Here is a 24,995-nt window from a genome sequence, read left to right as displayed (position 1 = left end):
AAAAATGCATAAAATTCTAAAGGCAAGCTTAGCTTTAAAGAAAATATATGCTTTTATTTGGTATTCACACAGGGTGAAAAAATAAATATCAAGGAACAGTATGAAACAAAAAGATCTGACTAAAGCCTTTAAAGAGATGCTTTTACAAGAAAAATTCAGTTCACAAATTGAAATTGTACAAGCATTACAAGAACTGGGATTTGAAAATATTAATCAATCTAAAGTATCCCGAATGTTAAGCAAATTTGGGGCGGTGAGAACACGTAATGCAAAAGCGGAAATGGTTTACTGTTTGCCAGCTGAAATGAGTGTACCAACCACTAGTAGCCCATTAAAAAATTTAGTGATTGATATTGATTACAACAGTTCAATGGTGGTGATTCGAACCAGTCCGGGGGCTGCGCAACTTATTGCCCGACTGCTGGACTCAATTGGTAAATCAGAAGGGATTTTAGGTTCGATTGCCGGCGATGATACCATTTTTAGTACCCCTACCAAAGAATGCAGCGTAAAAAAACTTTATCAAACTATTATCGAACTGTTTGAACGAACGTTATAACGCAATCAATCTAAAAGGGTTAAAATTAGATAATTTTTAATGTTTAACCTATTGACACATTTGATTAAATCGTTAATTCTATATAACACTGATTTTGTAACCTATGTTACAAAAACGAAGAGGCGCATTACTCAGGTAGATCATTTTAGGGACTGGAACTGCTAACAAATGATTAAGGGGATGTAATGCCGAGGTTTGGTAACGTTCCAGAAAGTTATCAAATCGACTGCAAGGGCTGAATCCCTTGGGTTGTCACCTTAACAGGTGGAGCGCTTCGCGGTGTGTATTTGTTTAACGGTAAATAGAACATACCCCGCTCTATCTCTGTTAAAAATAATAAAATTTTTAATATGAGGAATCCATGGAAACATCATTTGTAATAGCTAAATTCGGTGGAACAAGTGTTGCAAACTATAGCGCAATGGTAAATAGCGCAAATATTGTTATCGCCAATCCCAGTGTTAGGGTTGTTGTATTATCGGCATCAGCAGGTATCACAAATTTACTGGTCGCACTCTCTGAAGGTCGTGATGCAGAAGTTAGAGCGCAACATATCGCAAAAATCCAATCTATTCAGTACGAAATTTTAGAACAACTACCGGAAAATCCTTCATTACGAGCTGAAATAGATCAAATTATCACAAATATTGCTTCATTATCTGAAGCAGCCAGTTTAGCCACTTCGCCGGCATTAACTGATGAGCTAGTCAGTCATGGCGAAATAATGTCATCTAAACTATTTGTCGAAATATTAAAACAAAAACAAAAAAATGCCTTATGGTTTGATGTACGTAAAGTGATGCGTACCGATGACAAGTTTGGTAAAGCCGTACCAAAAATTGAAGAGATTAAACAGCTATGCTGTGCGCATTTAAAATCATTAAATAGTAACAATGTTATTGTAACACAGGGCTTTATCGGTAGTGAAAGCACTGGTAAAACCACAACTTTAGGTCGAGGCGGTAGCGATTATACCGCGGCATTACTTGGCGAAGCATTAAATGCGACACAAATTGATATTTGGACAGATGTAGCTGGAATTTATACAACTGATCCACGGATCACTGACGGCGCTAAACGGATTGACGAAATCTCATTTGCTGAAGCGGCCGAAATGGCAACCTTTGGCGCAAAAGTTTTACACCCAGCCACATTAGTTCCGGCCGTTAGAAGTAATATTCCGGTATTTGTCGGATCGAGCAAAGCACCACAAGACGGTGGCACCATTGTGTATAATACCCATAGCATCAAATCCGAGCTGCCGTCTTTTAGAGCGTTAGCGCTTCGCCGTAGGCAGACATTGCTTACATTAACTAGCTTAAATATGTTACATGCTCAAGGCTTTTTAGCTAATGTATTTACGATTTTGGCCAAACATAATATTTCAGTGGATTTAGTCACAACTTCTGAAGTGAGCATTGCCTTAACTATCGATACGACCGGCACCAATACCAATGGCAATAGTTTATTAACCAAAGCACTGTTTGATGAACTCTCAACCCTGTGTCATGTCGATGTTGAAGAAGATTTAGCTTTAATTGCCATTATTGGTAACAATTTAACAACAACCAAAGGCATCGCAAAAGAGGTATTTGGTGCTTTAGATGATTTTGTTATCAGACTATGCTGTTATGGTGCAAGTACGCATAATCTATGTTTGTTAGCTAAAAGCCATGATGCAGAAAACATTGTAAAAATTCTTCATAAAACAATTTTTGAATAATCACACAGAGGCGAATGCCTCTTGTGCGCATTTAAACACTTTTAAACGCTAGCGCTAAATAAATTGCCTTATAAAAAATCTGGCATCTTGTCAAAAATAAAGGTAGACTTAGCGCTATATGCAACTATGCATATTGTTGTATGTCTAACTTAAAATGATTGTTAGTTTAATCATTCGATAAAATCATTATCTTCTTATTTGTTATTTTTCAAATGTCATAAATAGTTTATAGCTAAGTATTTTACGTTTTAGTAAATCGGTTACATCTATTACAGTCAATACTATCACTATCATCTGTTAATTTTTTAAAAACTTTGCAAGTAAAATAAATTTAAACTTAATCAAACAAAGGAAATCATTATGGGTATTTTGAGTTGGATTATTTTAGGATTAATCGCCGGTTGGATTGCCAAGTTTTTTATGCCATTAGGTCGTGTAGGTGTAATTAAAACCATGTTACTTGGTATTGCTGGTGCGTTAGTAGGTGGTTATATCAGTACTTTTTTCCATTGGGGAAGTGGTGTAACCGGTTTTAACTTTCCAAGTCTGTTAGTTTCAGTATTAGGCGCTATTTTACTTATCTATCTTTATCGCCTTATTAAGTAACTTTCCAAAAGGTGGGCAAGTGCTCACCTTTTTTAACTTCTCTCCTAACCTCACCACTTTTAAAATCAGCCTTAAGCTTTATCGATCTTGATGAATGCCTAGGTTAAAATCTTTAAGCTTAAAGGTTATAATAAATCATTCCGCCCTATCTTAATTTTTGCTATATTAACAGGCAAAGTTTAATTGAAAATACTGTAGAACATAATGCTAAAAATATTCAATACATTAACCAGAGAAAAAGAACCCTTTCAATCAATCACGCCAAATAAAATTGGTCTTTATGTTTGTGGTGTTACCATTTATGACCTATGTCACATTGGTCACGGGCGCACTTTTGTGGCGTTTGATGTTGTCACCCGTTACTTACGCTTTTTAGGTTATGATTTAACTTATGTTCGTAATATTACCGATGTTGACGATAAAATCATCAAAAGAGCACTTGAAAACGGTGAAACTTGTGAAGAGTTAACCGAACGAATGTTACAAGAGATGTATGCAGATTTTGATGCTCTGAATATTAAACGTCCGGACGTTGAGCCTAGAGCCACCCGCCACATGCCGCAAATTATTGCGCTGGTAGAAGAGTTAATTAAAAAAGATCATGCTTATATCGCCGATAATGGCGATGTGATGTTTTCGGTCGATAGCGATCCAAATTACGGTATTTTATCTCGCCAAAATTTAGAACAACTTCAAGCCGGAGCCCGTGTTGATGTGGTCGATGTGAAACGTAACCCAATGGACTTTGTACTATGGAAAATGTCAAAACCCAATGAGCCAAGTTGGGATTCACCATGGGGCAAAGGTCGACCGGGCTGGCATATTGAGTGTTCGGCAATGAATAGCTATCAATTAGGTCACCATTTTGATATTCATGGTGGTGGGTCGGATCTTATGTTCCCACATCACGAAAACGAAATTGCCCAATCAACTTGCGCCCATAATGGACAATATGTCAATTATTGGATGCATTCGGGTATGGTGATGATTGATCAGGAGAAAATGTCTAAATCACTGAATAATTTTTTCACTATTCGTGATGTATTAAAACATTATGATGCTGAAACAGTGCGTTACTTTTTACTTTCGGGTCACTATCGTAGTCAACTCAATTATAGTGAAGAAAACCTAAAACAGGCTAGAGTAGCGCTTGAGCGTTTATATACAGCACTGCGTGACACCGATCCTAATCATCCCCACACTACGCCTGACAGCAATTATTATCGCCAATTCTGTCAAGCAATGAATGATGATTTTAATACGCCGGAAGCCTATTCCACACTCTTTGATCTGGCGCGAGAAATCAATAAAGCAAAAGCAGAAAATGATATGGCACAAGCCAATGAGTTAGCTGCCGAATTGCGTTATTTATCATCAGTGTTAGGGCTATTAGAGCAAGATCCGGTTAAATTTTTACAGGGCGAACACCAAGATGACGTTGACAGTGAATTAATTGAATCTTTAATTAAACAACGTAATGAAGCAAGAGCAAGTAAAAACTGGGCGCTAGCCGACCAAGCTCGTGATCAACTGAGTGCAATGAATATTGTGCTTGAAGATAGCGCCAATGGCACCACGTGGCGTAAAAAGAGCTAAATACATCGTTAATCATCAAAAAAGGCATCGCTACATCGATGCCTTTTTTAGTCTTTATCCCAATTTTTTATCTATTGAGGTTAAAATACCGCGTAAAATATTCAACTCTTGTTGCTCGATACGCGCACGGGTAAATAACCGACGTAATCTTCCCATAATTTGACCGGGATGATTGGAATTAATAAAGCCAGTTTTAAGTAACGTTTGCTCTAGATGCTGATAAAAACGTTCAATATCTTCATCTTTTGGGAAGGTGATAGCGTCATCATTTTCCACAGGGTTTGATAAATCCGTTGGCAAATTTAACAGCGACATTCGAATCTCATAACACAGCACCTGCACCGACATTGCCAAATTTAACGAACTATAATCAGGATTAGCTGGGATACCGACATGATAATGACATTTTTGCAGTTCATCATTGGTTAGCCCGACCCGTTCACGCCCAAAAACTAACGCAACTTTCTCCGTTGCGGCTTCCTGGATAATTTTATCACCGCACTCTTTAGGGGTTAAGTTTGGCCACTGTAAACTGCGTGGTCTTGCACTGGTGCCAATAACCAAATGACAATCGGCGATCGCCTGTTCCAGCGAGGATAAAATCTGTGCATTTTTAATAATATCACTCGCCCCTGCGGCTAATGAAATCGATTGCGAATCGGGTTTGATAACTGGGTTAACTAAACAAAGATTCGTTAATCCCATGGTTTTCATTGCTCTAGCCACTGACCCCATATTGCCGGTATGGGAGGTTTCAACCAAAACAATTTTTATATTATCTAAATAACTCACAGCTTCCTCATTAAACTTTTGTGTTACATTTATCTTATAACTTAATGATAAACAGTATATCGTAAAAATGTATCTAAATGCAGTTTCAATGTCAGTTAACCAACAAATACAGACATCAGATTATTTTAGACAAAGCGCACAAAAATTAAGTTCATTACAAATAAGTTATTGACGAAACAAAAATAATTTGCCAATGTATTTATGGAAACACTCAATTGTGTTAGCTTTTTTTGTTAGTAAACATAATGGAGGTCATATATGACTTTAAGCATTACCAGTAAACAAATGGATATTACACCAGCCATCCGTAGCTATCTTGAAGATAAGTTTTCGAAATTAGACAAATGGAGAGCTCTGCTGATTAATCCACATTTTATTTTATCTAAAGAGCCTGACGGATTTATTGTTGATGCCACCATTGCCACCAAAGGAAGCCCATTAGTTGCCTCAGCTAAACACATTGATATGTATGCCGCAATCAATGATCTTGTGGCAAAACTGGAAAGACAGCTCAATAAAATACAACATAAAGGCGAGTCAAGACGAGCGTTTGACAGTATTAAAGGGACAGTAACTGAAGAAATTTAATAATTAATTTACGTTATTCATCTAATAAAAAAGGCACATTAATGGTGCCTTTATTTTTTTGCTTGCTATAATATTGTTCAAATTTTTTAAAAAAATATAATTGAAATGACTGTAAATCCTTTGTTGCCCTTACGTAATAAAATTAACCAACTAGATAGTAAAATACTAGAAATCCTCGCTGAGCGACGTGAAGTTTCAACTCAAATCATTGAAGCTAAAATAGAAGCTAACATACCTGTGCGTGATTTAGAGCGAGAGCGTTCACTAATAAAATCATTAATTGAGCAAGGTAAAAGTTATCATCTTGACGATATTTTTATTAAGCGGTTATATCAAATAATTTTTGAAGACTCAGTACTTTTACAACAAAAAATTCTGCAAGAAAAACTTAATTTGGGCACGATTACAACGGCTAAAGTAGCATTTTTAGGTCCGATAGGCTCATACTCGCATTCTGCAGCAAGACGCTATGCAAGCGCTCACCTTGAAAAAATGATCGAATCAAGCTGTAAAACATTCAAAGATGTTTTTGAACAGATCGAAAAAGAGGTTGTCGACTACGGTATTTTACCAATAGAGAACTCAAGTTCAGGCTCGATTAATGAAGTTTACGATCTATTGCAAAAAACCAATTTACACATTATAGGTGAGCTGTCACTACCGATTGATCACTGTGTGCTTGCCATTGCCGATGCCAAACTAGACCAAATCGATACGATCTATAGTCACCCGCAACCATTCCAGCAGTGCAGTAATTTTTTAGAGCGCTACCCTCATTGGAAGATTGTTTACTGTGATAGCACTTCATCAGCGATCGAAACCGTGGCTAAACTCAATAAGCCAAATATTGCCGCAATGGGCAACAAAGATGGCGGCGAACTTTATGGGCTACAAGTACTGGATCATGATTTTGCCAATCAAAAACAGAACATTACTCGCTTCATAGTCTTGTCTCGAAAACCGATTGATGTTTCATATCAAATCCCGGCTAAAACCACGATATTAATGAAAACAGGTCAACAAGCAGGTGCATTAGTTGATGCTTTATCGGTGCTACGTAACCATAATATAGTGATGACAAAACTCGAATCTCGACCAATACACGGCACCCCGTGGGAAGAGATGTTTTACATTGATTTGCAAGGTAATATCCATTCAGATGAAATGCAAACTGCGCTTAAAGAATTAGCGTCTATTACTTTGTATAGTAAAGTATTAGGTTGTTATCCAAGTGATTCCATTACAGCAGTAATGTAAATTTATCAATATGCAAAAATTTTCAACTGCCGTACTTAATTGGTATGAACAGTACGGCAGAAAAACACTACCATGGCAGATCGAAAAAAGCCCTTATCACGTTTGGTTGTCCGAAGTTATGTTACAGCAAACACAAGTGGCAACAGTTATTCCCTATTTTAAACGTTTTATCGAGCATTTTCCTCAGATCACAGATTTAGCGCTCGCCCCAATCGATGATGTATTACATCTTTGGACTGGCCTGGGCTACTATGCCCGTGCACGCAATTTACACAAAGCTGCGCAAGTAGTCAGTGAGAAATTCCATGGACAGTTTCCCACTCAATTTGATGATGTGGTTGCTTTACCGGGCGTTGGTCGATCGACAGCTGGAGCTATCTTGTCACTGTCACAAAACCAACACTATGCCATTTTAGACGGAAATGTTAAACGAGTATTAACCCGCTATTTTGCGATCGAAGGTTGGCCCGGCAATAAAGCAGTAGAAAACAAACTATGGCAACTGAGCGAGCAAGTCACACCCAAACAAGATGTGGCAAAGTTCAATCAAGCCATGATGGATATTGGTGCAATGGTGTGTACTCGCTCAAAACCTAAATGCAGTTTATGCCCATTACACCGTGATTGTATCGCTTACCAAACCGATAGTTGGCAACAATATCCAACTAAAAAATCCAAAACAACCATACCTGAAAAATCAGCCTATTTTTTAATGCTTGAAAATAATCATGCCATTTGGCTGGAAAAAAGACCGCCTTCGGGAATTTGGGGAGGGTTATACTGTTTACCCCAATTTGCAACCGAACAAGCTTTAGTCGATTGGCTTGTGGCACGAGGTATCACAACCACCCCGTTAAAACAGTTGGTGGCATTTCGGCACACCTTTAGCCATTTTCATCTCGATATTATCCCTATTTACGGCAAGATAACCAATATAACCTCATGTTTTGATGACGGCGCCGGCTATTGGTACAATCTTAAGGCTGAAAATAGTAAAATAGGTTTAGCAACGCCGATTTATAATTTATTACAACAAGCAAGGTAATAAAAACCGGTATATATCGATTATTTATTTTCTATAACATTGCTCATCATTTTAGATATTTAGATTTATGAACAGCACACATTCTCAAGGCTTATCTTTCTGGCTAGTTTTTCTAATGGCTTTTGCAATTGGCGTGACTATCGCCAGTAACTATTATGCGCAACCCTTATTACACTCAATCACCCATGATCTGCATATCGCTGTTGAACACGCCGGCTCAATTATCATGACCGCACAACTCAGTTATGCTGTTGGTTTACTGTTTATTACGCCGCTAGGCGATATGATAGAGCGTAAGCGGTTAATCCTAATTTTAATGCTGCTATCCACCTGCGGATTAGTCATCAGCGCCTCATCGCAAAATTTATGGATGCTTATTGTCGGAACGGCTATGACCGGACTATTTTCGACCGTTGCACAAGTATTGATTCCCTTTGCCGCCACCTTAGCCAAACCTGAGCACCGTGGCAAAATTGTTGGCACATTAATGAGTGGTATGCTACTTGGCATTTTATTAGGTCGAACTTTTGCCGGTGCCATTTCAACCATTGCTGATTGGCACTATGTTTATTGGATTGCAACCGGCATTATGCTTATTGTTACTTTCCTGCTTTGGTTATCTCTGCCTCGCTATTGTAATCATATCAGTATCAATTATCTGCAACTGCTATTATCAATTGGTGCGCTATACAGACAAGAGCCAGTATTAAAAATACGCTCTTTACTTGCCATTACCTCATTTTCACTATTTTCACTACTATGGACACCGCTAGCCTTTTTATTAACCGATGCGCCTTACCACTATTCAGATTTTATTATTGGGTTATTTGGATTAGCCGGTGCAGCAGGTGCTTTAGGCTCACCTATAGTCGGTAAATTATCTGATAAAGGAAAAGGCAAAACCGCAACCACTATCGGGTTAGCGCTTTTGTTAGCTTCATGGTTACCACTTTCATTGGCACAATATTCGATTATTGCTTTGATATTAGGTGTCATTTTATTAGACTTTGCGGTACAAGTGACGCACGTATCAAATATGAGCGCAATCTACCAAATCAGACCCGAAGCCAGAAGTCGAATCAATACCGGATATATGGTGAGTTACTTTACCGGAGGCATGCTGGGATCGGTTGGCTCAACTTATCTTTTTAGCCATTATGGTTGGATCGCCATTGTTATAGCCGGCACTATTTTAGGCATTTTAGGACTCATTATTTGGTATTTTTATACTAAAACATATACAATTTCTGAAACTTCTTGACAAGAATTAACCAAAGCGGGCTGATTTATTTCTCTTTTGCCGATCAAAATATAGGCATTTAGCTATTTAAAATAGCCAAACTCAGTGTACTATATCGATAGCAAGATTAAATAAGTTTTAGACAAAAAGATTAGAGAAGGAGTCAAAAATGGCTAAAATATCGTATCTTAATACTCCATTTACTATCAAAAATTTATCATTAAAAAACCGCATTGTCATGCCACCAATGTGCCAATATCAAGCAACCGACGGCCTACCTAATGATTGGCACTATGTCCACTACGTTTCCCGAGCTGTTGGTGGTGTGGGATTAATCATTGTTGAAATGACCAATGTTGCGCCTAATGGGCGAATCTCACCTTACTGCCTCGGTTTATGGAATGATGAGCAGCGTGATCAATTTAAACGGATTGTCGATGCAGTGCATGCACAAAATGGTAAAATTGCGATACAAATTGCCCATGCGGGTCGTAAAGCGCTGGGGAGTGATGATGTTGTTTCATGCTCAGCGGTGCGCTATGACGGCGCCAACGAAGCGCATAAACAGTGGGAATATCAAATGCCAAGAGAGCTTTCAAAGGATGAAATTATCGACATTATCGAAAAATTCAAACAGTCAACCAAACGCGCAGTTGAAGCTGGCTTTGATGCAATTGAAATCCACGGCGCTCACGGTTATTTGATTCATCAATTTAGCTCACCAAAAACCAACTTAAGAACCGATGAATATGGTCAAGACAAATTATTATTTGGTGAGCAAGTCATCAAAGCGGCCAAATCGGTGATGCCAAAAGATATGCCATTAATTATTCGCTTTTCGGCGCAGGAATATGGAAAAAATGGCTATGGTGTAGATTATGGATGCCAGATCGCCAAACGATTTTCGGAAGCCGGCGCTGATGTGCTCGATGTCAGTGGTGGTGGCGACGGACAGCTTGATCCGGCAAATACGCCAGATTTTCATGCCGGTTATCAAGTCTATTTAGCTCACGCAGTTCGACAAACCACAAATTTACCGATTATCTGCGTGGGAATGCTTGAAGATCCTTACTTAGCTGATTACGTATTAAGTACCGGCGATGCTGATCTGGTGGCAATTGGCCGGGGATTACTACGTGATCCTTATTGGCCATTACGAATCCCCGCATCACCATTTATTCCGTCATCTTATCAAGTGGCTTTTAAATAGTTTGATTTACCCCTGTAGCTTGCTAACTATGCTGCTTAGTATTATTTAGTTATAGACTACTAAGCTTAATAGTTGGCTACAGGATGTTAATTTTGAGACGATATTAAATATGCATTGCATATTTAATTAACTGTTTTTTCAGCGGTAAGCAGTTATCAATAGCATTCATTCCAACTGTTCTTAAAGCCTTTTTCAATAAATTATCGCCATTAAACATATCTTGAATGGTGCGCATTGCAGTTAACATAATCAACGTATCTTTACGGCGCTTGAACTGGAAAGCTTTTAAATTAGCGACTAAGCCAATATCTTGCCGGGCATCTTGCAATTGTTTAATGGTGGAAACTAATAACGCAGAATCTTGAAAACCTAAATTAACGCCCTGCCCGGCTAAAGGATGAATAGTATGCGCAGCATCACCAATTAACACTAATCGATGTTTAATAAATTGCTTAGCAAACCTTGCTCTTAATGGGAAAATCATTCTTGGATTAACCAACTGACATCTTCCAACCTTATCACCGGTTAAGCGAAACAGTTCATCAGCAAACACCGATTCTTGCATTGATTTCAATATTTCGGCATTTTCAGGTTTTGTTGACCAAACTAAACAACTTTTATTAGATTGCCACAATGGTAAAAAAGCAACAATGCCATTAGGGTAGAAAATTTGCCTTGCACACAATTGGTGTGGATATTCGGTTTCAACGGTTGTAATCAAAGCATGATGAAGATAATCCCGTTCAATTAATGAAATCTTCTCTTGTTTTCGAATCCATGAGTGCGCCCCGTCAGCTCCCACTACCAGTTTAGCTTGTATAACACTATTATCAGCTAATGTTAATAACGCATTATCCTGCTCAAAAACGCTGGCAACAGCTTCATCGGTATAAATTGCAATATTCGGGCAAGCTTTAGCATATTGATAAAGATAGTGACACATAACATGATTTTCGATGATGTAACCCAAATTAGGATAACCATAATCACTCGCATGCGCAGATAAGTGAGCTTGACCGTTTTTTTCCCATACGCCAATTTCAATAAATTCTTGAACACGATTACTGGCATACAACTGATCCCATATACCAATTTGAGCAAAATAGCGTTGGCTTGCACCATTAATAGCTGAAGCTCGAACACCCAAATTATCGGCAACCAGATGTTGGTATTGCTCAATTTTGCTATCAACGATAGCAATAGTTAAATCATAGTGGCTAAGGGCGCAAGCGGTGGCTAAACCAACTAAACCGCCACCGACAATAGCGACATCAAATTGTCTGTTCATAAACGGCAATATCGTTATTTATTATCAAGTTTATCATTACTTTTTACTTCGGTTTCATCATCATTTAATGCCTTTTTAAAGCCTTTTAATGCCGAACCTAAGTCAGTTCCTAAATTACGTAATTTTTTGGTACCAAAGATTAATACCACTACAGCAAGGAACACTAAAAGATGTGGGATACTAAATGACATAATAAAAACCTCTTATAAAGATATATCACTATTTTGCTTGAGTTTAGATTAGAAAAATAGATCTTCAATGAAGTGAATGATTATACTCTTTTTAGGGCAGGATTTCAGGAATAGTTAACACAGAATAAAAAAAAGACCTGTATAAAACTATACAGGCCAACATGAAATATAAGGAATATAAGGAAAGAAAACAATGAAAAATCCTTACCCTGCTTATTATCCATTTTTTTTCGCTTAAGTCAACGTTTTTTCTTTGATGTTTGTTATATTTAATAAAAACAGCCAAAATTCAAAATAAATTATTTAAAAACATATAGTTGCAAATATTTGATTTGATGTTTTATTCACCCAATATTATTTGATCAATGTCAAATAAATAGCAAAAATAGAATAAAAACCAATACAGTAACTTGAAAAGCACAGAAAAACACAATTTTATAAACGGAAAAAAATAATTCGATTTTTTTCTAAAAATACTCGGCACTTTTTATTTTTAAACGAAAATCACACCAAAACTCACAATATAAAACGAATTAATCACAGAAATTTAAGAAAAAACAGCGTATCTTTTAATTATTAATATAATCAAATATGTAAAAGTTCTAAAATTTGCACTATAATTAACGAACGGATGAGAAAAGAAAAACGAGATAGAAGTGAGTATGATTAAAAATAACAATGTCAAAACATTTAAAGATAGATTACACAGCTCAATGCAAGGTTTATCCGTTTCTGCCTTCGCAAAAAAATGTGATATGTCAGAAACTGTCATACGTGATTATTTATCTGGTAAAACCTACCCTTCGCTTACCCGTTTAGAGGTGATTGCTGAAAAATGCAATGTATCTTTTAACTGGCTTGCAACTGGCTATAAATTTGATTTATTAGATCCTAAACATGATGAAGATGTTCACAACGAAAATATCTATCGCATTCCAGTTTATAAAAAACAGTTACCCACCAAAGAAGAGGCTCAAAGTCAGCGCTATGTGCGTGAAACACCACCAGTTATGAATTATCCGGTTCTTGAAGGTTGGGCTTCTCACCGTGGCTTAGATATTAAAAAATTAATTATCTATTGGGCTAAAGGTGATTTAATGGCACCGGATATAGAAAATAACAATGGCTTGATTATTAATACTGAACTGACCGAAATTATTGACGGCGCCATTTATTTAATCGAGTATGAAAATTTTACTCTATTAAGAAAAATACGTTTAACCCTCGGAAAGTGGATTTTAATTTGTAATAACGATCAATATCCAACAATTGAAGTACCTAAAGCGCTTTTTGAAAAATATCATATCGTTGGTCGTGTGGTACAAATAATTAAAGACGTATATTAATAGAATAATTAGCAATCTATCGCCTTTGAATATATAATCAATTAAAGGGGAAAAATTAAACATTTTTCCTCGCTTAGCCATTAATTTTTCTTAATTTCAGTAATGATAGGTGTGTACTCAATTGATTTTTTTATTTAATTCATAATATTCATTAGTGCAAAAGTAAATTAGAAAAATATCTGCACTTTTCTCACGTTTTTATTTTATTGATGCTCTCATCAATATCTAACCTTTTTACTCATTAGGTCTTATATGTATCGATTTTTTGAAAAATTGGTGTCACCTTATCCAAAAGATGAACCGCAACCGACAGCTAACAGCTTTTTTAGTTTTATTTGGCAATCGACTAAAGGTATACGCCTTTTTATGCTGCTATTAATTATACTTAGCGGGTTAAGTGGCGCATTTGAAGCCTTTTTATTTGCCGTTCTGGGTAAAGTTGTTGACTGGTTATCTGAAATTGATCCAAGCCAATTTTGGCAACAAGAAAAAGCAACCTTGATATTAATTAGCTTAATCATTCTAGCCAGTACCGTCATAGTTGCATTACAAACCATTATTAAACATCAATCTTTAGCCGGTAACTTTCCGATGAGAATGCGCTGGAAGTTACACCGCTTAGTCCTTAACCAAAGTATGCGCTTTTTTCAGGATGAATTTGCCGGACGAATATCAGCAAAAGTGATGCAAACAGCGCTTGCAGTTAGGGATACCTGCTTTTTAGTTGCAGATATATTTGTCTACGTGCTGATCTCATTTATCACCATGGCCGCTATCATCGGTCAATTAGATCCGTGGCTATTGCTACCATTTTTAGTTTGGTGTGTGCTTTATGGTATTTCGATGTATTACTTTATTCCACGCTTAAGCAAAGTCGCCAGTATGCAAGCTGATGCACGCTCAACGATGACCGGGCGAGTAACTGATGCTTATACAAACATTATGACAGTAAAATTATTTTCCCACGCTGGCAATGAAGCCAAATATGCTCAAGAGTCAATGGATGAATTTCTCGTCACTGTCAATAAACAGATGCGACTGGTTAGCAGTTTTGAAATCGTCAACCATTTACTCTCAGTATTATTAATACTTGGCACAACAGGCGTGGCGCTTTGGCTTTGGACAAATCAAATTGTCGGCATTGGCGCAATCGCCATAACCACAGCCGTTGCACTGCGATTAAATGGCTTTTCACACTGGATCATGTGGGAAATGGCTTCACTATTTGAAAATATTGGCGTAGTGAAAGACGGCATTAACACCTTTTCAGCAGCGAAAACAGTGGTGGATGAGCCTAATGCCAAAGCACTTAAAGTCACTGAAGGTAAAATCGAATTTAAAGATATCTACTTTGCGTATGATAGCAAAGCTCAAAACTCCATTATTGATGATCTTAATTTGACAATCAGGTCCGGTGAAAAGATTGGCTTAGTCGGTCGTTCAGGTGCCGGTAAATCAACACTGATTAACTTATTGTTGCGTTTTTACGATCTACAAAAGGGACAAATTACCATTGACGGGCAAGATATCGCTTCGGTCACTCAAGAGAGCTTACGCTCACAAATTGGTATGGTTACCCAAGATACGTCATTACTACATCGCTCAGTGAGAGAAAATTTGCTATATGGCAATAATCAAGCCAGCGAAGAAGAGATGATCATCGCCGCGAAAAAAGCCCATGCCGATGACTTTATTCAAACCTTAGTCGATGCGAATGGCAGAACCGGTTATGATGCCTTTGTTGGAGAACGGGGGATCAAATTATCCGGTGGACAACGACAACGAATTGCCATAGCTCGGGTGATCTTAAAAAATGCGCCGATCTTACTTCTTGATGAAGCAACCAGTGCATTAGATTCAGAAATTGAACAAGCCATTCAAGAATCTCTATACACTTTAATGGAAGGGAAAACCGTGATTGCCATTGCTCATCGATTATCGACAATTGCGGCAATGGATAGATTGGTTGTACTTGATCAAGGTAAGATTATTGAACAAGGTACACATCAACAATTGCTCGATAAAAACGGACTTTATGCGCAACTTTGGAAACATCAAAGTGGTGGATTTTTAGCAGACAACATTTAATCATCTGCTTGACAAGAAGTTTCAGAAAACATATACGTTTTAGTAAAAAACAACTATGTTTTCTGAGTTATTCGCTAAGATTACTTGATAAAGTTTTTATAAAAATCTGACTCAAACTTCATAATCGCACCATTTTTAGGCTCACCTTTAGTATCAGCTTGATAGCCGGTTAGCAGTTGCACAAAAGCGACATATTTACCGTCTGATTTTTTAATAAATCCAGCTAAATTATAGCTCCCTTGTATATAACCGGTTTTAGCCATAATCGCCTCTTTGAAAGGTGACTGGTTAAAACTTTTACGATTTTGCAATGTGCCGTCAACGCCTGCAATTGGTAGTTTTTCAATCAAACCTAAGCTACTATTTTTCGCTAAAGTATATTGCAATACTTCCATTAATTTATCAGCGCTTACCAAATTGAGGCGTGATAAGCCCGAACCGTCGGCAAGAACCAGATTTTCCAGATCAATACCCGCTTTTTTGTGTAAGATTTGTTTCACCGCATCACCACCATTGCGCCATGTACCCGGCACATTATAGTAATGAGCGCCTAATGTTCTAAAAATAGTATCAGCATATAAGTTATTAGACTTTTTAAGCATCACGGTTAACAGTTCAGATAGCGGCGCTGATTGGCTTGAAGCTAATAAGGTAAGTTTTGCATTACTCTTTTGGTTTCTTTCAATGATTTGCCCGCTGTAGCTTATTTTTTGCTTTTGAAGCTCGCTTTTTAAAACAGCGCTAAAGTAATCAACTGTATCGATGACAGCAAACTTTAACGCGGTTTTATCAGAGCTTGAAGCAATACATCCTTTTAAATGATAGCGATTTTTATCAGCATATTTTACGTCAAGCTCACAATATTTATCTTGTAAATCTTTACTTTTTGCCGCAATGGTTTTAACTTCACTTGTCACAATAACCGGAATACCTGACGATACCGAAACCGAAGCTGTCGCACCGACTTTATTTGGCGTGACAGTTGCATAAAAACAGTTATCATCGATTATCGCCGCTGAAGGCGGTGCATTAAAGCAAGCGGTTAAATTGTTCCACGACCAACCTTCTGCTTTATCGTGACTGGTAAAGATTGATGTGTCTAAAATCACTTTCCCTGAAATTTTTTCAATTCCCTTTTGACGTAATTGCCCAATCATTGCTTTCAATCTTTCTCGGTTAAACGTTGGATCACCACTTAATTGCACAATCAGATCGCCGTTAAGTTGCTTATTGCTAATACTGCCGGCCGTTTGCATTTTAGTCACAAAACGATAATCGTTGCCTAATTCAAGTACAGCAGCTAAAGCGGTTATCACTTTTTGGGTGCTTGCCGGTTGCTTAAATTGGTCGCTTTTATATTTTGCCAATGTTTTAGGTTTGCTATCCACTGTTTGCACTAAGATTGACAGATCACTTCCCTTAGGTAATGTGGAAATATACGGCTCGACTGATTGAGCCAGGCAGAGATTAGAAAAGAATAAAACCAGGAATAAAATAAAGACTTTGAAATTTGTCATTACAATATGCTCGAATAGTTTATTAAATGAAACAATGGAATAGGGACAATAAATATATCTTTTTTTGATATGCCTATCAATATATACTCAACCACTTTTAAAATTATATTTAATTAAATATTATCCGTTACCTCAACGTGCTAAATTATTACAAAAAAGAATTCAAAATTAGGTGATAAAACTATGATTCTACACTCATTAGGGTTTCCAATAGAAACGGTTGTTATATTTATTGTGCTTGCCTTAACTGCAATCATTATTGATTTATATGCTCACCATAAAGACAAACCGATCAGCTTAAGCAATGCGATTTTATGGTCACTATTTTGGGTAGCGGTTGCTTTCGTGTTTGCGCTTTATTTATATCTTCATCATGGCGGTGAAGTGGCAAGTCTATTTATCACAGGCTACGTACTTGAAAAAGCCCTTTCGGTGGATAATCTTTTTGTGATCATGGCGCTTTTTTCATGGTTTACTGTGCCAACTAATTATCGCCACCGTTTACTTTACTGGGGGGTGATTGGTGCAATTATCTTCCGTGCTATTTTGGTTATAATCGGTACCGGTTTATTATCATTAGGGCCATGGATGGAAATTGTGTTTTCTGTCATTGTCGCTTTCACGGGCTTTATGATGCTGAAAAATCAAGGCAATGATGAACAGATAAAAGATTACTCCAACCATTTTGCTTATCGCATTGCCAAACGCCTGTTCCCTGCTTTTCCTAAAATTGTTGGGCATCACTTTTTTTTAACACGCGAGCAAGTCAAGGTTGAACTGGCAAAACCTGAAAATAGCCAATTAAAAGATAAACTGCCGAAAAGCCGTTTTTATGCAACGCCTCTATTTCTCTGTATTGTGGTTATCGAACTGAGCGATGTCATGTTTGCCTTTGATTCGGTACCTGCCGTTATAGCCGTTAGCCAAGAACCTTTAATTGTTTACAGTGCCATGATATTTGCTATTTTAGGGCTTAGAACGATGTATTTTGTTCTCGAAGCAATGCAGCAATATTTAGTGCATTTGGGTAAAGCGGTTGTCTGTCTACTGTTTTTTATTGCAATTAAATTAGCGCTAAATGCCAGCAATCATCTTTTCGGATATGGTATAGATATTAGCCCAACTGTCAGCCTTTATGTTGTATTGGCAATATTAGCCATGGGTATTGTTGCAAGCTTTATCTTTCCACAAAAAACACATAAAACAGATAAATGATAATTGATAACTTATTGAAGGCGATCGGCAGCTAAGCTGCCGATACAAAAGAGGCTTATTGACGTTTCAATGAACGAATAAAGTAACTTACCCCAAGAATAACAAACCAAATAGGGGTTGCAATTAGCGCATGGCGAGTATCCGCTTCTAACGTCAGTAACACAATAACAAATGCAAAAAATGCCAGACAGATAAGACACATCAAAATCCCACCGGGCATCTTAAACGATGACTGTTGATGCAAATCGGCTTTTTTGCGGCGATAAGCAATATAAGAAATAAGAATCATCGACCAAATAAACATAAACAATATAGCTGAAATAGTGGTCACAATAGTGAACGCTTCCATTACATTCGGTACCAGATAGATAAGTACGACGCCACCTAATAAGCACATGCACGAGAATAGCAATCCATTTGCCGGTACTGAACGACGTGATAACTTACCAAAAGGCTCAGGCGCATCTTGTTTTTTAGCCAATCCAAACAGCATCCGACTAGTTGAATAAATACCACTATTTGCTGAGGAGGCGGCTGATGTGAGCACAACAAAATTGATAATACTTGCCGCAGCAGGTAGACCGATCAACGTAAATAACTCAACAAATGGGCTTTTATTTGGTGAAATAAATGTCCACGGCGTTACGCTCATTATAATAATTAATGCAAAAACATAGAAAAAGATGATACGTGCCGGAACAGAATTAATAGCACGAGGAAGATTCTTGTTAGGATCTACGGTTTCAGCAGCAGTAGTACCAACCAATTCAATTCCAACAAATGCAAAAATGGCTATTTGGAAGCCGGCAAAAAAGCCCATAGTGCCGTGAGGAAAAAATCCACCATAATCCCAAAGATTAGAAAACGCCGCTGTCGTATTGGTCTGTTCTGAATGATAAGCGGTAATAATTAAAACCAAACCAATTGCAATCAACGCTAAGATCGCCACAATTTTAATCATCGAGAACCAAAATTCCGTTTCGCCAAACATTTTTACTGTTAATAAATTCAAGGTTAATAATAAAATAACCGTTAACAGCATCGGGATCCAAGATTGTAATTGCGGGAACCAATGTTGAGCATAGCCAGCGATGGCAACCACATCGGCAATGCCGGTAATCACCCAGCAAAACCAGTAAGTCCATCCAGTAAAAAATCCAGCCCATGGCCCTAATAGATCATTGGCAAAATCACTGAATGATTTATATTTTAAGTTAGATAGAAGAATCTCTCCCATAGCCCGCATAACAAAAAATAGAATAAAGCCGATAATCATATAGACAAAAATAATCGATGGCCCCGCTAAGCTAATGGTCTTACCAGAACCCATAAACAAGCCGGTACCAATTGCACCACTAATTGCGATCAGCTGAATATGCCGATTAGAGAGATTACGCTTAAGATCATTGTTTGTGGATGTGATACTCATTGCTTTGATTACCTTTCGTTTTACAATTTTCGAATTTTTGGGAGTATAGGACTATAAAGTCTATGGCGCCAGATCGCAAGCTGAAATGTTATGAAAACTTTTTATGGATCAATGATAATTATTGGTAGTTTCTTATAATGGAATTGTGTAGCATAGCTAACTATGATTAATAACTGACTAAAAATAATGGCTAAGATGAAAGAAAACAACCACTATTACCGTATTTATACCGTATGTCTTTTACTTGTATTATCACTTCTGACCGGTTGCCAAAGCGGTTCAGGTAAACAAACAAAGCAGTATCAAGACGGTCAATTACCGTTAGCTTTGAACATTAGTCATCCCAAATTAGATACGCCAGTTAATATTTCCGATTATATTATTCAAGTTGAAAAAATAAAGTTAACCTCGCCTTCTTTATACCGAAAAAATGAACATATTTATAAAGCGGTTGATGCATGGATTAACCGATCATTAGGTGCACATGAATTTGATAAAATTGGGCTAAACAGTTACGAAATGGGCGGACAAGACGGCTATGGGAATGTTCATTTAACCGGCTATTACACACCGGTTATCAAAGCCCGACACAAACCTACAGGCAGATTTAAATACCCAATCTATAAAATGCCAGCCAGCACTAGTTTTAAAGGACAATTACCTAGCCGTGAGCAGATCTATAATGGTGCTTTAAATGGCAAAGGATTAGAAATTGCCTACAGCGACTCGCTAATGGATAACTTTATTATGGAAGTGCAAGGCAGTGCTTATATTGATTTTGAAGATGGCACACCTTTAGTATTTTTCTGCTTTGGTGGCAAAAATGGGCATGGCTACTCAAGTATTGGGCGATTACTGGTTGAACAAGGCGAAATTGATAAAGATAAGATGTCAATTCAAGCAATTAAAAATTGGGCAAAAACCAAAAATGAAAAACAGCTTAAGGCGCTATTAATTCAAAACCGATCTTTTGTGTTCTTTAAACCACAATACAACGCCGAAGTTAAAGGGGCTGCTGCTGTGCCTTTAATTGCTAATGCGTCAGTTGCATCAGATAAATCATTAATTCCAACTGGATCTGTGGTGTTAGTCGATGTACCGTTACTCGATAGCGACGGGCAATATCGTGGAAGACGTGAAGTGCGTTTAATGGTGGCACTGGATGTCGGCGGAGCGATTAAAGGACACCATTTTGATCTCTATCTAGGAATTGGCGACAAAGCAGGCAAACTTGCAGGATTTTATAACCATTATGGTCGTGCATGGGTAATAAAACCTTAAACTATCGGCATCGACGCCAATTAAAGAACCTGCTAAAATAGACCAAAAAGTAGATTTAAGGATAATTCATGAGATTATGCGATCGAGATATCGAAGCGTATTTACAAAGTGGTAAATTAAAAATTACGCCACAACCAGCTGCAAGCTGTATAAATGGTGCAACGGTTGATGTGCGCTTAGGCAATCAATTTCGTACTTTTAGGGAACATACCACCCCTTTTATCGATTTAAGTGGTCCAAAGGAGGAAGTATCCGCCGTACTAGAACGTGTAATGAGCGAAGAAATGATATTACCGGAAGGTGATGCCTTTTATCTTCACCCCGGTGAACTTGCATTAGCGGTAACTTTAGAATCGGTGACGATCCCCGATGATTTAGTCGGTTGGCTCGACGGCCGTTCATCATTGGCAAGATTAGGATTAATGGTGCACGTCACGGCTCATCGGATCGATCCCGGTTGGCAAGGACAAATCGTATTAGAGTTTTACAATTCAGGAAAATTACCATTAGCGCTAAGACCCGGCATGACCATTGGCGCATTAAGTTTTGAAACATTAACAGGCCCCTCAGCAAGACCATACAATCGTAGAGAAGATGCAAAATATAAAGACCAACATGGCGCAGTCGCCAGTCGTATTGATAAAGACTAATACAGTTTATAACCTTACTATAGGAACATTAATATGATCAAAAAGATATTGGTTATTTTATTAATTTTAATTCTGGTTGTTGTAATCAGTATTGCTTCACTGATAGTTTTTGTTGATCCTAACAATTTCCGTGGGTTTATTTCAAACACAATAAAAGATAAAACAGGTTATGAGTTAACTATTGAAGGCGATCTGCGTTGGCATATCTGGCCTCAAGTAAGTATATTAACCGATTCGGTAAAATTGTCTGATCATGGTGCACAAAAACCTATTTTAACTGCGGATAATATGCGGTTAGATGTTGAACTCATGCCGCTTTTTTCTAAGAAATTAGAAATTAAAAACGTTTTTATTAAATCAGCAATGATCAACATTACCGATGAAAGTAAAGGCGATATGGCCAAAAATCGTGAGCAAAGCACATCGAATAATTCAACCGATCAATCATCAACAACTAATAACGAAAAAAGTGCGTCAAACTGGAAATTTGCCTTTAATAAATTTGAAGTTGCAGATAGTACAATCGCGCTCCAACGCAATGATGATTTGATAAACTTTAGAAATATCAATCTTACAGTTGAGCAATCCAACGATAAGAATATTTCAATAGATTTAACCGGGAACGTTGATAAAAATCAACAAGATTTATATTATTCCATTAACGCTAACGTGGAGATGAGCCAATTTCCACAAAAGGCAACGATTAAATTAAATCGATTTGATTACACCTATAAAGGCGTAACCAGCTCAGACCAAGTGTTTAAAGGTAATTTGAATGCGGTTATCAATTATCAAAAAGAGCCTATGCAACTGAGCAGTCAAAATATTGCTTTTTCTGTCAATGACAACCATTTTGCCGGAGCACTAATCGCAAAATTAGAGAGTAAACCTTATATCGATTTACAACTCAATTCTAACAAGCTCGATGTCGCTTCCTTTTCACAGCAAAAACAAAAATCGAAGGATAATGTAGCCGTCCAACAAACCCCACCGGTTGTATCGCAAGTTACAAAATCCAGTAATGAGTTAGACTTTCTTAATAGTTTTAATGCCAAAGCACAACTTAATATTAAGCAAGTTATCGCTGATAAGATTACACTAAATAATCTTAAAGTTGATATGGTAAATAACGACGGGATTGCAACTATTAAAGATATCGATTTCGACTTTGCCAAAGGTCATGTTTCGGCAAATGGTGTTGCTAACGGTAAACAGAAAAATACGTTGATCAAACTCAACACTAAAGCGACTAATATTGATCTCAATACCTTTTTTAATCAAATTCAAACCGCTTATGATCTTGAAGGTTCAGTCAACGCTAATGGGGTATTAGAAGCCAGCACACTTTCAAGCGCAAAAGTACTCAGCTCTTTAGCAGGTAATATTGATATTAGTGTTAACAATGCTCGGCTTAATAATCTTAATATCCAAAGCATTATCGAAAATGCCGCAGCGGCATATAATAAAGATGCAATCACGCCTGAAAATCAGAAAAAATATACTGAGTTTCATAATATTTCAACCAGCGCATCGATAAGCAATGGTAATATTCAACTAAATACCGTCAATGCAAATTCTGAAACACTTGATATCGTTAATGGATCGGGTCGAATTGGCATTATGGCAAAAGATTTAGATGTGAATTTAAATATCAAAATGTTAGGTGGCTGGAACAGTAAAAGTGATACGATAGCCAAGCTACAAAAAATAACAATACCATTACGTATTTATGGTCAATTTGCTAATTTACGTTATCAACTCGATATCGCCAAAGTGCTTACTGAGGTATTTAGCGATAAATTACAAGATCGTTTAGAAAAACTACGCAATAAAATTGAGAATGGTGGATCTAAAGATAAATCAAATACAAAATCAAAAGCGCTTGATATTTTAGGTGGTTTACTTAAAAAGTAACGTTTTGATATAACCAAGTAAACGTTGAAGATAATATTAAATAGACGTTTATCAGATATAAAAAAAGGTGAGTTTAACTCACCTTTTTTATGACTGACAAATCAGGTTTTATAGAATAAATTTGCTTAGATCTTCATCCGCAACAAGTTTATCTAAGTGATCACTGACGTACTTAGCATCAATGGTAATTGTTTGCCCACCAAGTTCACTGGCGTCAAAAGAGACCTCTTCCATTAAACGCTCTAATACAGTATGTAATCGACGTGCCCCAATGTTTTCATTTTGTTCATTAACCTGCCATGCTGATTCAGCGATTTTTGCAATACCATCTGCAGTAAACTCAATATTAACACCTTCAGTGGCTAACAATGCTTTGTATTGCGCAGTAAGTGAGGCATTTGGCTCAGTTAAAATTCGCTCAAAGTCTTTACTGGTTAATGCTTGCAATTCTACCCGAATCGGTAAACGACCTTGCAACTCAGGAATCAGATCCGACGGACTGGCAGTTTGGAAAGCACCGGAAGCAATAAATAAAATATGATCAGTTTTTACCGAACCATGTTTAGTTGAAACAGTACAACCCTCAACTAAAGGCAGTAAATCACGTTGTACCCCTTCACGTGATACATCCGGCCCAGATGAGTTGCCACGTTTACAAACTTTGTCGATCTCATCAATAAAGACAATACCGTTTTGCTCAACCGCTTCAATCGCTTCATGTTTAAGATCGTCAGGATTAACCAATTTAGCAGCTTCTTCTTCAATCAATTGCTTAAATGCATCTTTAATTTTCATTTTACGTGGTTTAGTTTTTTGTCCACCTAAATTTTGAAACATTGATTGTAATTGGTTAGTCATCTCTTCCATTCCCGGAGGCGCCATAATTTCTACGCCAATATTCACGCCGGCAACTTCAATTTCAATCTCTTTATCATCAAGCGCACCTTCACGTAATTTTTTACGGAACGCTTGTCTTGCAGTTGAATCGTTATTGTTTTCAACTTGTCCCCAACCATCTTTAGCCGGTGGCACTAAGACATCTAAAATACGATCTTCAGCTAATTCTTCAGCTCGGTTACGATTTTTTTCAATCGCATCTTGTCGAATCATTTTGACTGCTGAATCAGTTAGATCACGAATAATAGAATCAACTTCCTTACCGACATAGCCAACTTCGGTAAATTTTGTTGCTTCAACTTTTATAAATGGTGCATGGGCTAATTTTGCCAATCTTCTTGCTATTTCAGTTTTACCAACACCTGTTGGACCAATCATTAATATATTCTTTGGTGTCACTTCATGGCGTAATGCTTCATCAAGTTGCATACGGCGCCAACGATTACGCAGTGCAATAGCGACAGAGCGTTTAGCTTTATCTTGTCCAATAATATGTTGGTTTAATTCGCTTACAATTTCGCGAGGAGTCATTTCAGACATAATAGTAGTTCTCTTAAATCAGA

General features: G+C 37.3%; 21 protein-coding genes and 1 riboswitch. Of the genes, 15 read left to right on the top strand and 6 right to left on the bottom strand.

The genetic code is table 11. The features are described 5' to 3' along the window. Positions 1 to 100 precede the first annotated feature (100 nt). The 4 genes from argR to cysS all read left to right on the top strand — a co-directional run bounded on the left by argR (position 101) and on the right by cysS (position 4,484). Complete coding sequence (gene argR, locus J3U37_RS01520) at positions 101 to 559, top strand: transcriptional regulator ArgR (RefSeq protein ID WP_220217898.1); 459 nt, start codon at positions 101 to 103, stop codon at positions 557 to 559. A gap of 109 nt (positions 560 to 668) precedes the next feature. Beyond that, positions 669 to 842: riboswitch (Lysine riboswitch) on the top strand. A 78-nt stretch (positions 843 to 920) separates the two neighbouring features. Further along, positions 921 to 2,282, top strand: a complete 1,362-nt coding sequence (lysC, locus tag J3U37_RS01515; protein ID WP_267329564.1) for a lysine-sensitive aspartokinase 3 — start codon at positions 921 to 923, stop codon at positions 2,280 to 2,282. Between the two features lie 360 nt (positions 2,283 to 2,642). Further along, the gene (locus J3U37_RS01510) at positions 2,643 to 2,888 is read left to right on the top strand and encodes a GlsB/YeaQ/YmgE family stress response membrane protein (RefSeq protein WP_220217900.1); all 246 of its coding nucleotides are present in this window, start codon (positions 2,643 to 2,645) and stop codon (positions 2,886 to 2,888) included. Between the two features lie 204 nt (positions 2,889 to 3,092). After that, on the top strand, positions 3,093 to 4,484 hold the full coding sequence (gene cysS / locus J3U37_RS01505) for a cysteine--tRNA ligase (protein ID WP_267329565.1): 1,392 nt from the start codon (positions 3,093 to 3,095) through the stop codon (positions 4,482 to 4,484). A 54-nt stretch (positions 4,485 to 4,538) separates the two neighbouring features. On the opposite strand, the gene trmJ is transcribed toward cysS, so the two are convergent. Beyond that, positions 4,539 to 5,219 carry a tRNA (cytosine(32)/uridine(32)-2'-O)-methyltransferase TrmJ gene (gene trmJ / locus J3U37_RS01500; protein ID WP_416379972.1) on the bottom strand — a complete coding sequence of 227 codons (681 nt, stop codon included), beginning with the start codon at positions 5,217 to 5,219 and terminating at the stop codon, positions 4,539 to 4,541. A 315-nt stretch (positions 5,220 to 5,534) separates the two neighbouring features. On the opposite strand from trmJ, the gene raiA reads away from it, so the two are divergent. From raiA to J3U37_RS01475, 5 genes are all read left to right on the top strand, one after another. After that, positions 5,535 to 5,864, top strand: a complete 330-nt coding sequence (gene raiA / locus J3U37_RS01495; RefSeq protein ID WP_220217903.1) for a ribosome-associated translation inhibitor RaiA — start codon at positions 5,535 to 5,537, stop codon at positions 5,862 to 5,864. 105 nt (positions 5,865 to 5,969) lie between these two features. Next, positions 5,970 to 7,121, top strand: a complete 1,152-nt coding sequence (gene pheA, locus J3U37_RS01490) for a bifunctional chorismate mutase/prephenate dehydratase (RefSeq protein WP_220217904.1) — start codon at positions 5,970 to 5,972, stop codon at positions 7,119 to 7,121. Between the two features lie 4 nt (positions 7,122 to 7,125). Next, positions 7,126 to 8,166: an A/G-specific adenine glycosylase gene (mutY, locus tag J3U37_RS01485; protein WP_416379971.1), complete on the top strand. Its 1,041-nt coding sequence runs from the start codon at positions 7,126 to 7,128 to the stop codon at positions 8,164 to 8,166. A 67-nt stretch (positions 8,167 to 8,233) separates the two neighbouring features. Next, entirely contained in the window at positions 8,234 to 9,427 is a 1,194-nt protein-coding gene (locus tag J3U37_RS01480) for an MFS transporter (RefSeq protein ID WP_267373035.1), read from the top strand. A 148-nt stretch (positions 9,428 to 9,575) separates the two neighbouring features. After that, positions 9,576 to 10,616 (top strand): NADH:flavin oxidoreductase/NADH oxidase, encoded by a 1,041-nt coding sequence (locus J3U37_RS01475; protein ID WP_267335127.1) that lies wholly within the window; start codon positions 9,576 to 9,578, stop codon positions 10,614 to 10,616. A 103-nt stretch (positions 10,617 to 10,719) separates the two neighbouring features. Here J3U37_RS01475 and J3U37_RS01470 read toward each other — a convergent pair whose 3' ends face one another. Continuing rightward, a complete protein-coding gene (locus tag J3U37_RS01470; protein ID WP_267373034.1) occupies positions 10,720 to 11,904 on the bottom strand; it encodes an FAD-dependent monooxygenase in 1,185 nt (394 codons plus the stop codon). Positions 11,905 to 11,918: 14 nt separating this feature from the next. Beyond that, complete coding sequence (tatA, locus tag J3U37_RS01465) at positions 11,919 to 12,095, bottom strand: twin-arginine translocase TatA/TatE family subunit (RefSeq protein ID WP_294952091.1); 177 nt, start codon at positions 12,093 to 12,095, stop codon at positions 11,919 to 11,921. A 662-nt stretch (positions 12,096 to 12,757) separates the two neighbouring features. Between tatA and J3U37_RS01460 the strand changes: the two genes are divergently transcribed. Then, positions 12,758 to 13,441, top strand: coding sequence for a LexA family transcriptional regulator (locus J3U37_RS01460; protein ID WP_220217909.1), 684 nt, complete (start codon positions 12,758 to 12,760; stop codon positions 13,439 to 13,441). 252 nt (positions 13,442 to 13,693) lie between these two features. Continuing rightward, complete coding sequence (locus tag J3U37_RS01455) at positions 13,694 to 15,529, top strand: ABC transporter ATP-binding protein (RefSeq protein WP_267373033.1); 1,836 nt, start codon at positions 13,694 to 13,696, stop codon at positions 15,527 to 15,529. Between the two features lie 80 nt (positions 15,530 to 15,609). On the opposite strand, the gene dacB is transcribed toward J3U37_RS01455, so the two are convergent. Next, positions 15,610 to 17,046, bottom strand: coding sequence for a serine-type D-Ala-D-Ala carboxypeptidase (gene dacB, locus J3U37_RS01450; protein WP_267373032.1), 1,437 nt, complete (start codon positions 17,044 to 17,046; stop codon positions 15,610 to 15,612). A 183-nt stretch (positions 17,047 to 17,229) separates the two neighbouring features. Here dacB and J3U37_RS01445 point away from each other — a divergent pair, with 183 nt between their 5' ends. Then, entirely contained in the window at positions 17,230 to 18,261 is a 1,032-nt protein-coding gene (locus J3U37_RS01445; RefSeq protein WP_267373031.1) for a TerC/Alx family metal homeostasis membrane protein, read from the top strand. Positions 18,262 to 18,316: 55 nt separating this feature from the next. Here J3U37_RS01445 and cycA read toward each other — a convergent pair whose 3' ends face one another. Then, positions 18,317 to 19,717 (bottom strand): D-serine/D-alanine/glycine transporter, encoded by a 1,401-nt coding sequence (gene cycA, locus J3U37_RS01440; RefSeq protein WP_324099764.1) that lies wholly within the window; start codon positions 19,715 to 19,717, stop codon positions 18,317 to 18,319. Between the two features lie 159 nt (positions 19,718 to 19,876). Between cycA and mltA the strand changes: the two genes are divergently transcribed. From mltA to asmA, 3 genes are all read left to right on the top strand, one after another. Next, positions 19,877 to 20,971 (top strand): murein transglycosylase A, encoded by a 1,095-nt coding sequence (mltA, locus tag J3U37_RS01435; RefSeq protein ID WP_267373030.1) that lies wholly within the window; start codon positions 19,877 to 19,879, stop codon positions 20,969 to 20,971. A 68-nt stretch (positions 20,972 to 21,039) separates the two neighbouring features. Further along, positions 21,040 to 21,621: a dCTP deaminase gene (gene dcd / locus J3U37_RS01430; RefSeq protein WP_220217914.1), complete on the top strand. Its 582-nt coding sequence runs from the start codon at positions 21,040 to 21,042 to the stop codon at positions 21,619 to 21,621. A 33-nt stretch (positions 21,622 to 21,654) separates the two neighbouring features. Further along, positions 21,655 to 23,535 carry an outer membrane assembly protein AsmA gene (asmA, locus tag J3U37_RS01425; RefSeq protein ID WP_267373029.1) on the top strand — a complete coding sequence of 627 codons (1,881 nt, stop codon included), beginning with the start codon at positions 21,655 to 21,657 and terminating at the stop codon, positions 23,533 to 23,535. A gap of 108 nt (positions 23,536 to 23,643) precedes the next feature. Here the strand turns inward: asmA and hslU are convergent, their stop codons facing one another. Then, complete coding sequence (gene hslU, locus J3U37_RS01420) at positions 23,644 to 24,972, bottom strand: HslU--HslV peptidase ATPase subunit (protein WP_255556123.1); 1,329 nt, start codon at positions 24,970 to 24,972, stop codon at positions 23,644 to 23,646. Between the last annotated feature and the right edge of the window lie 23 nt (positions 24,973 to 24,995).

The sequence above is a fragment of the Gilliamella sp. B3172 genome, from assembly GCF_026536465.1.
Lineage (GTDB): Bacteria > Pseudomonadota > Gammaproteobacteria > Enterobacterales > Orbaceae > Gilliamella.
This window is presented reverse-complemented; position numbering and strand designations above follow the sequence as displayed.